Origin of the sequence: Herbaspirillum sp. WKF16 (assembly GCF_028993615.1) — a bacterium.
In the GTDB taxonomy this organism is placed as follows: Bacteria; Pseudomonadota; Gammaproteobacteria; order Burkholderiales; family Burkholderiaceae_D; genus Herbaspirillum.
Genome location: NZ_CP118632.1, coordinates 2,039,060 through 2,051,537, shown reverse-complemented (window position 1 = coordinate 2,051,537; position 12,478 = coordinate 2,039,060). Strand labels below are relative to the sequence as shown.

The following is a 12,478-nucleotide window of genomic DNA, read 5'->3' as shown; positions in this document are numbered from 1 at the left end:
TTGGTGGATGGTTAAGTTTTGTTAAGTCAACATCGGGCTATGCCACTGTCGCCAGCTGCGGCTGACGGGCGCCGGCGGCGGCATTGGCGATGACGGATTCAAGGCGGCGCAGCCAGGCCTGCGGGTTGCCGTCCTTCTCGGGCGAGAACAGCAGATCGGTGCGCTGGTGCATGCGGATGTCGTGATCCATCTTCCGGGAGGCGTTTTCCCACTTCTCGGTGCCGTAGCAGACGCGGATGCCGCGGCAGACCAGGATCAGCCACTCGAGCCGGCGCAGTTCCAGAGTGATGCGCTGCCAGCTGGTGGCCTCGGTGCCGAAGTGGTAGGTGCACAGCCAGGTGCTGCCGCCGTTGGAGGCGGTTGCAGCGCAGGGGCAGCCGAAGGCTGCGCAGGCGGTCTTGTCGACGGTGGTGTCCTTCATGCTGCGGCTCCTTCAGGGGGTGGCTGCTTGCGACGGCGATCGATCTCCGCCTGGATGGCGTCGCGCAGTTGGGCGTAGCTCCAGCCGACGGGGGCGGTGATGCCCAGTTCGCGCGCCTTGGCGTCGGTGGCCTGCTCAGTCGCACGCCAGCTGTTGCCGTGACGAGGCGGTGGCGGATTCAGCTTCTCCACCACGATGGGCATGAGGTAGTGCGGATGGATGGTTTGCGGCGCGGGCTTGAACTGCCGAGCATGGTCGACCGCATCGGTGAGCAGCGCATCCGTGCACTCCTCGATCCCGGCCCACTCCACGGCCAGCGGATGCTGGGCGGTCATGGGCTTCACGCCCAGGCCACGCAGCAGGATGGCGATCCGGACGGCGCGCGGCAGCGTGGCGCCGCCAGGCTCTTGCCCGGAGTCGTCGTCATCGGGCGCGGTCTCGCCGGCGCCACCTACGGTTAAAGCTGACGATGACCGTATTGGTTTTATATTTTCTTTTCTATCTCCTTCTCCCTCTCCTTCTCTATTGCGATCGCCTAGCGATTCGGGGGGCGATGATTTTTTGGATCGGGGGGCGATAGATTTCTTATCGGGGGGCGAGTCGGGGGCCGATCCCAACAGGATGGCCACCACCTGCTTTTGAGTGAGCACGGCGGATTGGGGGGCGATCGCCTGCAGATGCGCGCAGGCCTCGACAATCTGGCCCTTGACGCCGCTGTCGTCGAACTCGGTTCCCCAGCGCTTGGCGTTGCCGATGCCGCCGGAAAGGCGGCTCAACAGCTTTCCGATCCATCCTTCCAGCGCCTTCTCGGCCACCACCGGGTGGTAGAGCAAGCCGTCGGAACATTTCACCCAGCCATGCAGCGCGCCGTCGCGCACGCCCTTCCACGCGCGATCAATCTTGCCGCGCTGGCTGTAGCCGGCCTGGTCGGCGATCCATTTGTCGTTATCAGGAATTGCGCCGGCAGGGACGTGTTGCCAGGATGCGCACCACAGCAGCATGGCTGCCCAGCAAGCCTCGGGCGTGTAGCTCGAGGCCAGTTCCGAGCCTTTCAGGCGCACGACGTCCAGGGGCATGAAGCGGTAGCCCGTGAGGTCGCAGTCGGCCGGCGTGAGAGGTTGAGGTAGATCAGCGCTGCTCATTGGATCTCTCGCGCGATATGAGGGACTTCCCGGGCGGCGACCTGAACGGCGGACTCAATGGTGCGCAGCTGCTGTCGCAGAGACGCAATCACCTCGTCGCGGCCCAATTGACGGGCGGCTGATTGGGCGGCGTTCCGGATCTGCCAGATCGTGGCGCCGGCGTCCAAGCCCAGGGCCTGGGCCAGCTCGCAGCGAACCGAATCCGACTGCGAGGCCTCGGCATCGGCGTCCTTGCGCGCCTCGGCGAGCCGCTTTTCGTACGCCTTGTGGGCGTCGTCGCCCGCTTTCTGTAATCGCTCGGTCTCTCGGGTGAAATTGGAAAATGCATAGTCGCGGTCGCGCAGCAGCTGGCCGACCTGCTCGCCCAGGCGCTCCCGGATGTCGAGGTTCATCGAATAGGTGTTTGCGTTGCTCTCGCGCAGGAGAGCGAGCTGGCGCGGCAAGCCGTCGATCAACAGCTTGATCCAGGCATCCAAGGGCAGGTTCTCCAGCGGGCGCATCGTCGGCCCCTTGAGCGTCCGCCATCCGGCGGCAGATCGGACAATCAGGCCGCAACCAGCCGGCAAGTCCGCCTTCGTGATCAGGCCCTCGGGCACGGCGAAGATGACGGCGCAGGCGAAGCGCAGATAGTCCGTCCACTTCCCCTTCGTGATATCGGCGCGAAAGTCCGCCACCGACACCTTGCACTCATAGGCCAAGGGCTGGAAGCGGCTGTAGCTGAAGGGCACGGAATAGACATCGGGCCTCGGGCTACCCGCCGGGCCGAGCTGCATATCGGTCCAGATCAGGCGCTCGGTCTTCCCGCGCAGGTGCTGCGCCAGATCCTCGGCCAAAGCGTCGTGGCTCCACTTCATGGCGCGCGCACCTCAACATTGGGGACAAAAAAAAGAGACATGTCAGGCCCTGGCCTGGGCGGCGGCAAAGCTCCGGCGCGCCAAGACCTGGGCGGCGCGGAACACGTTGTGGGGGATCTTGGCCAGCGCGCGATCGAGGCCATCAGCCGCGGCGCGCAGTGATTCCGCCTCCTCGGCGGTCACGGTCACCACGGGATCAGCGTCGAAGCGATTGCAGATCGAGGTTAGCGCGGCCTGGGCGGCGGTCAGGGATTCGGACTTGGCGCCGGCGTTGTCCAGCGTGGCGGTCATCAGCACCAGCTGGTTGTAGGTCTCGGCCGACGGGGCGCCGATCAGGGCTTCGACGCCCAGGCGCAGCTCGAGCGCCAGGTCATCGACCGTTGTGCGCATCATCGGCTGCTTGGCGAGGCGCGGCTTGTAGGGCTTGGCGCGCGTCATGCGCGGATCTCCCGCTGCATGTCGGCTTCCAGGTAGCGCGCGGCCAGGTACTTGAGGCCGGACAGCTCCTTCTGGCTGATGACGACCGAGTCGGAGGCCGCGACCTGCAGCCCGATGGCGGCGAGCAACTGGCAGGACTGCTCCAGCGACTGCTTGGCGCGGCTGACCGTGCTCGGATCCACCCCCATGCAATGCGCTGCATTCTCCTGCCCGACGTATGCAAGCCGCTGCAAGACCTCGGCCAGAATCCGTGCACCACCCTTGCGTGTCATTTCCACCGGATCCGGCGATGCTTTCTCGGCGGCAGTGGTCACGGTTGCACCTGATCGGGCTGGCGCGCAGCAGCAAGGGCTTCTTCGGGCGATCCGAACACGCCAGGATTCAAGCGGTATCGGGTGACGCGCATATCGAGGAAGTCTTCGATTTCTCGGCAGCGCTCAGGCGGTGCAAAGCCTTGGGCCACCCATTTCTGGACCGCCTGGGGCGTCACGCCACTGGCACCGCGGGCTTCGGCGATCTGGGTGATGCCTCGGGCCAGGGCGGTCTGGCTGCCTGCTAAGCGGACCGCCGTGGCGATGCCAGTTTCTTCAATCTGATCCATGGTTGTCGTAACTCAAGTTGATTACAACCGTAAGTTACAACACAACAGGGATCGTTACAACCAATTTTTGCAGTGCAAGTTACAACGTGTACTTGTAATCTTTCGGGATGGACAACATGAACGACCGCATCAGAAAAGCGCTGGAGCAGAAGAACGGCGGCAACCAGTCCGAGCTCGCCCGTTATGCCGAAGTGAGCCCACAGGCTGTGCAAAAGTGGATTGCCGGCGCGTCCGAGCCGCGCGGCGAAAATCTGCGAAAAACCGCTGAATTCCTGGGCCTGACAGAAGTTTTCCTGCGTTATGGCGCTGTCGATGGAAGCGAGCCGGCAGCCCCGATCCAGCCCATTCAGCGCTGGCCGTTCAAGGTTGCATACCAGATGTATGCCCTGCTCCCTCCCGATGAAAAGGAGCGGCTGGACGATGACGTGACGCACTTCATTGAGCGCTGGCACGCGAAGAATCCCGCAAAAAGTAAGAAAACGGGATAAGCCACCGGACCCGCGGCAAGGGCTCCTGCCCTTCCCGACCGCGAAAATCTATCAGTTTCCAAATAGAAAATCGGTATCACTTAACGAGTCAGATTGACGGTTCACATTCAGATAAGAAAATGTCCACGCGCCATAAAAACAAAATCCCGGGGAATCTAGGTATAGGTATCCAACAAAAGCCACTTACCGTAACGGCGCACGAACACGCCAAGGAGCAGGAAAGTATCCTTGCTGCGGTTGCGGAGTTTTACGGGCATGCTCTTGGCGGAGCAGCGATATTTTTACTGATGGCTGCTTTATCGTTCGGCCTCAGCAAGTTTGTTCATTTTTTGGAAGAACACCAAGCGTCGGTAGTGCAGATTTTTGTTTTCACCGCTCTTGAATATGCGTTGCTGTTCGCCGATGTGTTGCTTGTGCTAATCTTTATCTGGAACGCTATTTCTGGCGCCATCAAAAAGGTGTGGAAATGAAAGATCCCTGGAAAATCTTTATGAAGGCTGCGGCTGAGACTCCTAGGCTCTACTTTGCCCCGATCATCGGCCTCATTGATGGAGTCAAGCGCGCCCGCGCTGAGATGGCTAAAACCCAGGATGTCGTGGTTATACGGTCTGCCGACTCTGCAAAAAAGATAAAGGCTCTCGTCGACGCGGCTCCGAAATTTGCGACGCCTGCAAAGAAGAAGCGGGCACTTGCAATGAGCGATGTACGCATCCGCCGATATGAGAGAGCTACTGGCCGCAAGAAGGTTGCGCCGTCAACTGAGTTACACGAGTCAAGTTTCCAGGATCGAAAAAAAGCCTAAGCACTTGCGCTTGAAACAACCGCCTCCGGGCGGTTTTCTTACGCCCGCAATTTTATAAACGCATGTTTGGCATTCCCTTTTGCACTGAGCGAAAGGAAAAAACATGTGCTTTCTTCAATTCGTGATCGCTGTCCTGCGATTGCTCTTCCCATAAAACAGGCCGCCTTCGGGCGGCCTTTCCCCTTTCTACAACTTTTATTTTCAAATTCATTACAACTATATGTTGCAAACGTAAATCGCCTGTTGTAACCTTTGGTTGTAGTCACTTACAACCAAACGGGGCACGCGATGAACACCACCACCCAAGCAATCCAGCCAGCGCACCTTCCCACGGGCGCTTTCCTGCTGACCGACAGCTACAAGCCCGAGAACATTCCGTTCGCCCTGTGGGTGTCGGTGTGCGCGACCGGCTGGTCGCTGGCTGCGGTGACCTTGCCGGGGAGCGCGGTCGACCTGACCGAGGCGCTGGACGAGCGCTTCCTGGAGATCGCGCAGGAAAACGTGGAGTGGCAAGAGCTGTCCGGCCGCCGCGCCGGAGGTACCGATGCCCTGGTCATGACCCGCCGTGAGCTGGAGGCAGCATGAACAAGACCCAGCCCTGGCCCCGGCATACGCACGGCCGCCCCTTCTCCCTGGGCCAGTCCTACACCGGCGCAGAGGTGCGCGAATTCTTCGTCGGCGAAGGCCGCTGGACGGAGGTCAACGCGACCGGCCACGCTGGCTGCGCCTTCATCGTCACCCGGATGGAAGACGACGAGAGCACGCCGGCGCTGGAGGAGCGCGCCGCCTACATGATCCAGGCCGCCAACGTGCTGCCGGAGCTGGTGCAGGCGCTGCGCGCGTTGCTGGCCGACATCGATGAGTGTGACGTCGCGGACTGCCTGAGCAAGCAGATTACCGACGCGGCAGCTGCCGCCCTCGCCGCCGCAGGTGCCGCATGAGCGCCGCCATCAAGCCCACCGCCGGCCCGCTGGTGGTCGACACCAACACGCCCGATCTGCCCTTCCGCGTCTACAGCGAGACCACGCAGGGCAACGTCGGCTTCTTCCTGACCGAGGCCGACGCCCAGCGCTTCGCCGCGCATGAAGACTTGGTGCGCGTCGCCCAGCTGGTGCTGCGCGCGGCCGGCAGCCGTTCGATCAAGGACTGGCAGGTCATGCACATGGAGATCACCGAGGCCGCCGAGCTGGCCGAGAAGTTCTTCCCGGGCGGTGCCGCGTGAACGCTCTTTCCCTCCTCTTCCTCGCGCTGGTGGCGATCTTCGCCGGCGCCGAGCTTCCGCGCTTGCCGCGCCTGGCCTTCATGGGCGCTTGCGTCCTGGTGGCCGCCTACTTCGGAGTCCCACTGTGATGCCCTCTCCTATCATCGACTGGCGCACCGGCGCCGGCTTGCCGCGCCCGGGCGAACGCCGCCTGGCGCGCCGCATCTTCCAATGGACTGCCAACGTGGTGTCCGTCGCCGCCGTGGTGGTGATCGTCATGATGCTGCTGGCCGGCGCGAAGCAGGCGCCGAGCGCGCCCGCCGCCGGCCCGGCGCCGAAGGTGTGGAGGGGCGCGTGATGGCTACCGATAAGACCGGCGGCCCGGCCTTCCCGGGCGTCAATCCAGTCATGACCGGCATCGACAGCGACGGCGCCGAACGCTTCGAGAACGAGGCCAGCGGTGGCATGACGCTGCGCGACTACTTCGCCGCCCACGCGCCCATCGATCTTGCGTGGGCGAACGAGATTTTCTTCCGCCGGATGGGCCGCAATGCCGGCTGGCTGGAAACTCTGGAGCAGCTCGCGGAGCTGCGCGGCGCGTATGCCGATCGCATGATCCAGGAGCGCGCGAAATGAAGGCCGCCACCATCACCGCCCTCACCCTGCTGGTGATCGGCATCCTGCTGTTCATGACCGACGCTGACCGCCGCGCCGAAGAAGCCGGCGAGCTGCTCATGAACACGCGCCTGGTTCACAAGTTTCCGGCCGTCGAGGTCGCGGAGCTGGGCCTGCCGCTGGCGGGAGGGAACTGATATGGCCGACGACAAGTACAAGGCGGCCTGCGTCGAGTATTTCGCCGCGCAGGCCGAGGTCAAGGCGACCAGGAAGGCCATCGGCGAACACCTGGAGGCTTGCCGCTCGAAGGCGGTTGCAGACTGGAAGGCGGAAAACCCTGGCTCTTTCGAATTTGCACCGGCCGAGCAATGGCAGAAGTCCCCGCACCTGGCGGACGCCTATGCGCGCGGCAGCGATGGCTGGGACGAGTATTACCTCAACCACGACGACGACGTCGAAGGCTTCCTCGCCGAGACCTGCCAGCATTGCCTGCAGGCGCACCACGCCATCCAGGCGAAGAAGGCGGCGACCAAGCGCTTCGGCGTGGCCAAGCGCCGTATCACCGTGCTCGGGGGTGCAGCGTGAACGAGCCGATCCGCATCCGCGCCTCGTCCTGGGGTTCACTTTTTGATTGTGCGCATAGATGGGAAGGCGAGCACATCCTGGGCATGCGCAAGGCCTCGGGCTTCCGCGCGCAGCTGGGCACCGCCGTGCACGCCGGCACCGCCGCGTTCGACCAGGCCAATCTGGACGGCGCGCCGATCAGCATCGACGACGCGGCCGGCGTCTTCGTCGAGACCCTGCGCAACCCTGAGCAGGACATCGACTACAAGCAGGACGACCTGAAGCCCAGCGAGGGCGAAGCCATCGGCCTCAAGCTGCTGGCGCGCTACTGCACCGGCATCGCGCCCAGCATGGACTACCAGTCCGTCGAAATGGCGCTGGAGCCGCTGCTGATCGACTGCGGCAACGGCATCGTGCTGCGCCTGACCGGCACCATGGACCGCGCCCGCGTGGCGCGCGTCGACGGTCGCAAGATCATCCCCGATATCAAGACCGGCGCGCGCGTGATCGCCAACGGCGTGGTCAGCACGCAGGGCCGCGCGGCGCAGCTGGGCGCGTATCAGCTCATGTCCGAGAACACGGACGGCGAGCCGACGGACGGCGCCCAGATCATCGGCCTGCAGACGACCGCCTCGGCCAATGTCGGCGTGTCCCGAATCTTCGATGCCAAGCGCGTGATGCTCGGCACCGAGACGCAAAAGGGCTTCATCGAGTTCGCCGCGGTCATGTTCCAGACCGGCCTCTTCCCCCCCAATCCGCAGTCCCAGCTGTGCAGCCCGAAATACTGCGCGCGCTGGGGGCAGTGCATGTACCACGAATAACCACCCGTCCACCTGGAGAAGCCATGTCCCAAGTCAATACGCTCGCCGAAGTGAAACAAGGCGCCATGAAGAAGTCCGCCGCCGAAGTTCAGGCGATGCGCCCCAAGGATCAGATCGCCTATTTCCTTGACCAGAAGAAAGGTGATATCGCCAAGATGCTGCCGGCGCACCTGAACCCGGAACGCCTGATGAAGGTGGCCCAGATCGCGGCTACCACCACGCCGGCGCTGCTGAATTGTGACGTCCCCTCGCTGGTGGGGGCGATCGGCCAGTGCGCGCAGATGGGGCTGGAACCCAACACCGTGCTCGGCCATGCCTATCTGGTCCCGTTCAACACCAAACGCAAGGATGCCAATGGGAATGAGCGCTGGGTCAACTCGGTGCAGGTCATCATCGGCTACAAGGGCCTGATCGACCTGGCGCGCCGCTCCGGGCAGATCGTCAGCATCGCCGCTCACGAAGTCTGCGAGCGCGACAAGTTCGAGCTGGTCTACGGCCTCGACGAGAAGCTGAACCACACCCCATCGCTGGGCGAACGCGGCGCCGTTATCGGCTTCTACGCTGTCGCCAAACTGAAGGATGGAGGCCACTGCTGCGAGTTCATGAGCCTGCACCAGGTACAGGAAATCATGCGAGGCACGAAGAGCAAGGGCGGCTACGGCCCGTGGAAGGACAACTTCGTGGAAATGGGCCGCAAGACGGTGATCCGCCGCCTGGCCAAGTACCTGCCGCTGTCCATCGAATTCCAGCAAGCCGCCGCGCTGGACGGTATGGCCGAGGTCGGCCGCGATCAAGGCATGGGCACCATCGATGCGGATTTCCTGCTGCTGCCCGACGACGCTCCCGTCGTGGATCCAGAGACCGGCGAAGTGGCCGGCCAGCTGTCCGGCACCGCCCAGGTGAGCATGCCCCAAGGCACCGGCCGCCGCGACCCCGCCGAATTCAACGACCAGGATCAACAGAACTCAAGCGCGCCCGCAGCAGGCGGGACGACCGGCGCGGCCGCCGGCCCTGCTGGTGAGACCAGCCAGCAGGGCGAACAGGGCCAGGAGCAAGCCGGCGGCGCCGGCGACGCGGGCCTGTCCTACGCCAAGGTACGCGAGTCGATGGAGAACGCCAAGGATGTCGACGTCCTCGACGTCGCCGCCGACCTGATCGGCGAGCTGCCTGCCGACCAGCAGCAGGAGCTGCGCGACATCTACAAGGATCTCCGCAACAAGCTGGAGAACCCGCCCCAACCCGCCGCCGGCCGCCGCACCGCCGCTGCCAAGAACCACACCCACTACCCCGCCGAATAAGGAATCGACGACATGCGCACCGCCCTCTTCTACGACACCGAAACCACCGGCATCCCGGAATACAACCTGCCCTCGGATGACCCGGTGCAGCCGCACATCATCCAGCTGGCCGCCGACCTGGTCGACCTGGACACGCGCCGCTCGATCGCGGCCATCAACACGCTGATCAAGCCCACAAGCTGGGTCGTCCCGGCCGAAGTGGAAGCCCTCACCGGCATCACCACCGAGCGCGCGGCCATGTTCGGCCTGGATATCCGGGTGGTGCTGCCCATGTTCCTGAGCCTCTGGAACATGGCCACCGAATACCGCGTGGCGCACGGCGAGCAGTTCGACAACCGGATCACTCGCATCGCCATCAAGCGAGACGGCTCTTTCAGCGATGCCTTCGCCGACCAATGGAAGAAGGCGCCGGCCTTCTGCACCTGCCAGGAAGCCAAGACCATCGTGAACCTGCCGCCCTCCGAGAAGATGGCCGCGCGCGGCATGAAGGGGCCGAAGCTGCCCAACCTGGGCGAGGCCTACAAGTTCTTCACCGGCCAGGATCTGCAAGACGCGCACGATGCTGCCGCCGACGTGGCGGCCTGCAAGGTCGTCTTCTTCGGCATCGTCGAACACCGCCTGCGCCAGGCCGCCGCCTGATCCCCACCACCTGCCCGCAACTACGGAGAAACGAATGTTCCAACTCGACACCAAGATGGTGAAGGTCACCACCCTGAACTTCCGCAAGGAAAAGGACGAGAAAGGCGACGAGCACGGCGTGTGCGATATCGGCTTCTCGGCGCCGATGGAAAACGAGGTGCTCGACCACTTCAACCCGCTGTACCGCCCGGCCTTCTACACCGGCGACGACCAGGCCGACATGGTCAGCGGCGCCCGCCTGCCGAACCTCAAGTTCTCCTTCCCGCGCTTCTCACACAAGGGTTCGCTGGAAGGCTACACCTTCCTGGCGCACATCGGCGCCGGCGGCCCGTCGGAGGTCAAGCTGAACGACTCGACCGTCAACAAGGTGTTCTTCCTCCTGCAGGACAAGGGCGCGGTCGGCATGGACTTCATCGTCCGCGCCCGCACCCACCCGGCCGACGTGGGCAAGCTGTCCGAGCTGCTGGACACCGAGGTGCAGATCAGCCTGGTGCCGCCCGACGAAAAGAAGCAATTCGAGATCGAGCAGCGCAGGAAGGGCCAGCGCCGCGCGCTCGATGACGCCTTCTCCGGCGGCGGCGCGGCGGCCCAAGATCCGGACACCGAGACCGGCAGCCTGATCGGCGACGGTGATCCGGACGGCGACCAGGATCCCGAGGATTCGGATTTCCGCGAGGTCGATGGCACGCCAGCCAGCGATGCCGAAAACGGCGATCAACCCCAACACGACATCGAATAACACGCGGGCCGGCCGCCGCGCGCGGCCCCACCTGCTCACTCCAAGGAAACACTGCGATGAAAATCTCTCAGATCCAGGTCGACAACGTGCTGGGCGTGCGCTCCGTCGATATCAAGCTACACACGCCCGTGGTGCTGATCGCCGGCCGCAACGGCGCCGGCAAGTCCAGCATCCAGGAGGCGGTGCGCATGGCCGTGGGCGGCGAGGTCGTCCGCGCCAAGCTGAAGAAGGAATATCCGGCGGTGGTGCACGGCACGGCCAAGGCCGGCGGCGCGCTGGTGACGCTAGACGACGGCCGCAGCTACGCCTTCAACCTGCCCAAGGGCGCCACGCAGGTCAGCGACGGCCTGCCGACCGGCGAGGCCATCGCCGTGGCCCTGAACGGCCAGCGCTTCGCCGCCATGAAGGAGGACGAGCGCCGCGCGTTCCTGTTCTCGGCCACCGGCTGCAAGCTCGGCGCCGAGGAGATCAAGAAGCGCCTGCTGGCACGCAAGCTGGACGCCAAGCTGGTGGAAATGATCATGCCGGTCCTGCGCACCGGCTTCCCGGCGGCCAAGGACTTCGCGGCCGAGGAAGCGAAAAAGAAGAAAGGCGCATGGCAGCAGCTGACCGGCGCGCACTGGGGCGGCGTCGCCGCGGAGAGCTGGGAAGCTGAAAAGCCGGAGGTGATCCAGCCCGAGCACGGCAACGCCGACGCCTCGGCGCTGGGCCAAGAGATCGACCAGCTGAACAAGCAGATCGGCGAGCAGGCCGCCAAGCAGCGCGCGCAGGACCAGGCGAAGAAGCGCCGCACCGAGCTGCTGGAGCAGTCCAATAAGTCGCCGGAGATCAGCGGCTACCTGAAGAAGGCCGAGGAGGCGCTGGCCGAATATGAGCCGCAGGTGGTGGCGATGCGCCAGCGCGCACAGGGTGGCCGCCCGGCGGGTCTGGTACATGACCTTGCCTATGCGCTGCACGACCTGCGCGAGGTTTTCCCGGTGGCGTCTACCGGTGAGGACGATGTCCCCTATCAGGTCGCATGCGCAGCACTCGACGCCTACGAGGGCCGGCACGGCCCTATCAAGACCGTTGGCCAAGCCGACACCGAGGCGCAGAACTCGCTGCCCGAATACGAACGCGGCCTGGAGGTGCTGAAGAACCGCGTCACCAATCTCAAGCGCGACTTCGACGCGGCCACCGGCGCCGACCAGCTGATCGTCGAGCTGCAGGCGCAGGTCGACCTCGGCGTCGACTACGCGGCCGTCCTGGCCGAATTGGAGCAGCGCATCACGGTGCTGCGCGCCAGCCACGCGAAGATGGTCGAGGCGATCAACGTCGCTGTGGCCGCGCAGCGCAAGCTGGAAGCCGCCGACGAGCTGACCGCGAAGGCCGGCAAGGTCAACGCCGAGATCAAGGCCTGGCTGGCCATCGCCGACGCCTGCGCGCCGGACGGCATCCCGGGCGAGCTGCTGGCCGAGGCCCTGAAGCCGATCAACAGCGCCCTCACCGCCTCGGCCGCCTTCAGCCGCTGGGCCTCGGTCTACATCGCCGAGGACATGGCTATCACCGCCGGCGGCCGCGCCTACGCCCTGCTGTCCGAGTCCGAGAAGTGGCGCACCGACGCCATGATCGCGCACGCGGTCGCCCAGGTCACCGGCCTGCGCGTGCTGATGCTGGACCGCTTCGATGTGCTCGACATGCAGGGCCGATCCGACGCCATCAACTGGCTGGACGCCTTGGCCGACGAAGGCCACATCGAGACCGCCCTGGTGTTCGGCACGCTCAAGCAGCTGCCCGCGCAGCTCCCGTCCACCTTCTCGTCGTTCTGGATCGCCGATGGCGTGATCTCGGCGTTGCGGGAGGCCGCGTGAAGTTA

22 protein-coding genes are annotated in these 12,478 nt (G+C 64.4%); 16 read left to right on the top strand and 6 right to left on the bottom strand.

Features of this window, described 5'->3' with window-relative positions; translation table 11 throughout:
- Nucleotides 1-37: 37 nt before the first annotated feature.
- From Herbaro_RS09320 to Herbaro_RS09295, 6 genes are read right to left on the bottom strand one after another with little or no spacing between them, the layout of a single operon-like run.
- Nucleotides 38-421: a hypothetical protein gene (locus tag Herbaro_RS09320; RefSeq protein ID WP_275013536.1), complete on the bottom strand. Its 384-nt coding sequence runs from the start codon at nucleotides 419-421 to the stop codon at nucleotides 38-40.
- Complete coding sequence (locus Herbaro_RS09315) at nucleotides 418-1,563, bottom strand: DUF1376 domain-containing protein (RefSeq protein ID WP_275013535.1); 1,146 nt, start codon at nucleotides 1,561-1,563, stop codon at nucleotides 418-420. Before Herbaro_RS09315 ends, Herbaro_RS09320 begins: the two co-directional genes overlap by 4 nt.
- Nucleotides 1,560-2,417, bottom strand: a complete 858-nt coding sequence (locus Herbaro_RS09310; protein WP_275013534.1) for an MmcB family DNA repair protein — start codon at nucleotides 2,415-2,417, stop codon at nucleotides 1,560-1,562. The genes Herbaro_RS09315 and Herbaro_RS09310 overlap by 4 nt, the downstream gene beginning before the upstream one ends.
- Before the next feature lie 42 nt (nucleotides 2,418-2,459).
- A complete protein-coding gene (locus Herbaro_RS09305) occupies nucleotides 2,460-2,855 on the bottom strand; it encodes a hypothetical protein (protein WP_275013533.1) in 396 nt (131 codons plus the stop codon).
- Entirely contained in the window at nucleotides 2,852-3,169 is a 318-nt protein-coding gene (locus Herbaro_RS09300) for a CII family transcriptional regulator (RefSeq protein ID WP_275013532.1), read from the bottom strand. Before Herbaro_RS09300 ends, Herbaro_RS09305 begins: the two co-directional genes overlap by 4 nt.
- Nucleotides 3,166-3,456: a transcriptional regulator gene (locus Herbaro_RS09295; RefSeq protein ID WP_275013531.1), complete on the bottom strand. Its 291-nt coding sequence runs from the start codon at nucleotides 3,454-3,456 to the stop codon at nucleotides 3,166-3,168. The genes Herbaro_RS09300 and Herbaro_RS09295 overlap by 4 nt, the downstream gene beginning before the upstream one ends.
- A gap of 116 nt (nucleotides 3,457-3,572) precedes the next feature.
- Between Herbaro_RS09295 and Herbaro_RS09290 the strand changes: the two genes are divergently transcribed.
- From Herbaro_RS09290 to Herbaro_RS09215, 16 genes are all read left to right on the top strand, one after another.
- Nucleotides 3,573-3,944: a helix-turn-helix domain-containing protein gene (locus Herbaro_RS09290; RefSeq protein ID WP_275013530.1), complete on the top strand. Its 372-nt coding sequence runs from the start codon at nucleotides 3,573-3,575 to the stop codon at nucleotides 3,942-3,944.
- 119 nt (nucleotides 3,945-4,063) lie between these two features.
- On the top strand, nucleotides 4,064-4,414 hold the full coding sequence (locus Herbaro_RS09285; protein ID WP_275013529.1) for a hypothetical protein: 351 nt from the start codon (nucleotides 4,064-4,066) through the stop codon (nucleotides 4,412-4,414).
- The gene (locus tag Herbaro_RS09280) at nucleotides 4,411-4,746 is read left to right on the top strand and encodes a hypothetical protein (RefSeq protein WP_275013528.1); all 336 of its coding nucleotides are present in this window, start codon (nucleotides 4,411-4,413) and stop codon (nucleotides 4,744-4,746) included. The genes Herbaro_RS09285 and Herbaro_RS09280 overlap by 4 nt, the downstream gene beginning before the upstream one ends.
- Nucleotides 4,747-5,034: 288 nt before the next feature.
- Nucleotides 5,035-5,331 carry a hypothetical protein gene (locus Herbaro_RS09275; protein ID WP_275013527.1) on the top strand — a complete coding sequence of 99 codons (297 nt, stop codon included), beginning with the start codon at nucleotides 5,035-5,037 and terminating at the stop codon, nucleotides 5,329-5,331.
- Nucleotides 5,328-5,687 carry a hypothetical protein gene (locus Herbaro_RS09270; protein WP_275013526.1) on the top strand — a complete coding sequence of 120 codons (360 nt, stop codon included), beginning with the start codon at nucleotides 5,328-5,330 and terminating at the stop codon, nucleotides 5,685-5,687. The genes Herbaro_RS09275 and Herbaro_RS09270 overlap by 4 nt, the downstream gene beginning before the upstream one ends.
- Complete coding sequence (locus Herbaro_RS09265; RefSeq protein WP_275013525.1) at nucleotides 5,684-5,968, top strand: hypothetical protein; 285 nt, start codon at nucleotides 5,684-5,686, stop codon at nucleotides 5,966-5,968. Before Herbaro_RS09270 ends, Herbaro_RS09265 begins: the two co-directional genes overlap by 4 nt.
- Nucleotides 5,965-6,096 carry a hypothetical protein gene (locus tag Herbaro_RS09260; protein ID WP_275013524.1) on the top strand — a complete coding sequence of 44 codons (132 nt, stop codon included), beginning with the start codon at nucleotides 5,965-5,967 and terminating at the stop codon, nucleotides 6,094-6,096. Before Herbaro_RS09265 ends, Herbaro_RS09260 begins: the two co-directional genes overlap by 4 nt.
- Entirely contained in the window at nucleotides 6,096-6,305 is a 210-nt protein-coding gene (locus Herbaro_RS09255; protein ID WP_275013523.1) for a hypothetical protein, read from the top strand. The genes Herbaro_RS09260 and Herbaro_RS09255 overlap by 1 nt, the downstream gene beginning before the upstream one ends.
- Entirely contained in the window at nucleotides 6,305-6,583 is a 279-nt protein-coding gene (locus tag Herbaro_RS09250) for a hypothetical protein (RefSeq protein ID WP_275013522.1), read from the top strand. Before Herbaro_RS09255 ends, Herbaro_RS09250 begins: the two co-directional genes overlap by 1 nt.
- A complete protein-coding gene (locus Herbaro_RS09245; RefSeq protein WP_275013521.1) occupies nucleotides 6,580-6,759 on the top strand; it encodes a hypothetical protein in 180 nt (59 codons plus the stop codon). The genes Herbaro_RS09250 and Herbaro_RS09245 overlap by 4 nt, the downstream gene beginning before the upstream one ends.
- Nucleotide 6,760: 1 nt before the next feature.
- Nucleotides 6,761-7,147, top strand: a complete 387-nt coding sequence (locus tag Herbaro_RS09240) for a hypothetical protein (protein ID WP_275013520.1) — start codon at nucleotides 6,761-6,763, stop codon at nucleotides 7,145-7,147.
- Nucleotides 7,144-7,947 (top strand): PD-(D/E)XK nuclease family protein, encoded by an 804-nt coding sequence (locus Herbaro_RS09235; RefSeq protein ID WP_275013519.1) that lies wholly within the window; start codon nucleotides 7,144-7,146, stop codon nucleotides 7,945-7,947. The genes Herbaro_RS09240 and Herbaro_RS09235 overlap by 4 nt, the downstream gene beginning before the upstream one ends.
- Before the next feature lie 23 nt (nucleotides 7,948-7,970).
- On the top strand, nucleotides 7,971-9,245 hold the full coding sequence (locus tag Herbaro_RS09230) for a phage-derived integrase/recombinase RecT (RefSeq protein WP_275013518.1): 1,275 nt from the start codon (nucleotides 7,971-7,973) through the stop codon (nucleotides 9,243-9,245).
- Nucleotides 9,246-9,257: 12 nt separating this feature from the next.
- On the top strand, nucleotides 9,258-9,884 hold the full coding sequence (locus tag Herbaro_RS09225) for a 3'-5' exonuclease (protein WP_275013517.1): 627 nt from the start codon (nucleotides 9,258-9,260) through the stop codon (nucleotides 9,882-9,884).
- Nucleotides 9,885-9,918: 34 nt separating this feature from the next.
- Nucleotides 9,919-10,623 (top strand): hypothetical protein, encoded by a 705-nt coding sequence (locus Herbaro_RS09220; protein ID WP_275013516.1) that lies wholly within the window; start codon nucleotides 9,919-9,921, stop codon nucleotides 10,621-10,623.
- A gap of 56 nt (nucleotides 10,624-10,679) precedes the next feature.
- Nucleotides 10,680-12,473 (top strand): AAA family ATPase, encoded by a 1,794-nt coding sequence (locus tag Herbaro_RS09215; protein WP_275013515.1) that lies wholly within the window; start codon nucleotides 10,680-10,682, stop codon nucleotides 12,471-12,473.
- Nucleotides 12,474-12,478: the final 5 nt, after the last annotated feature.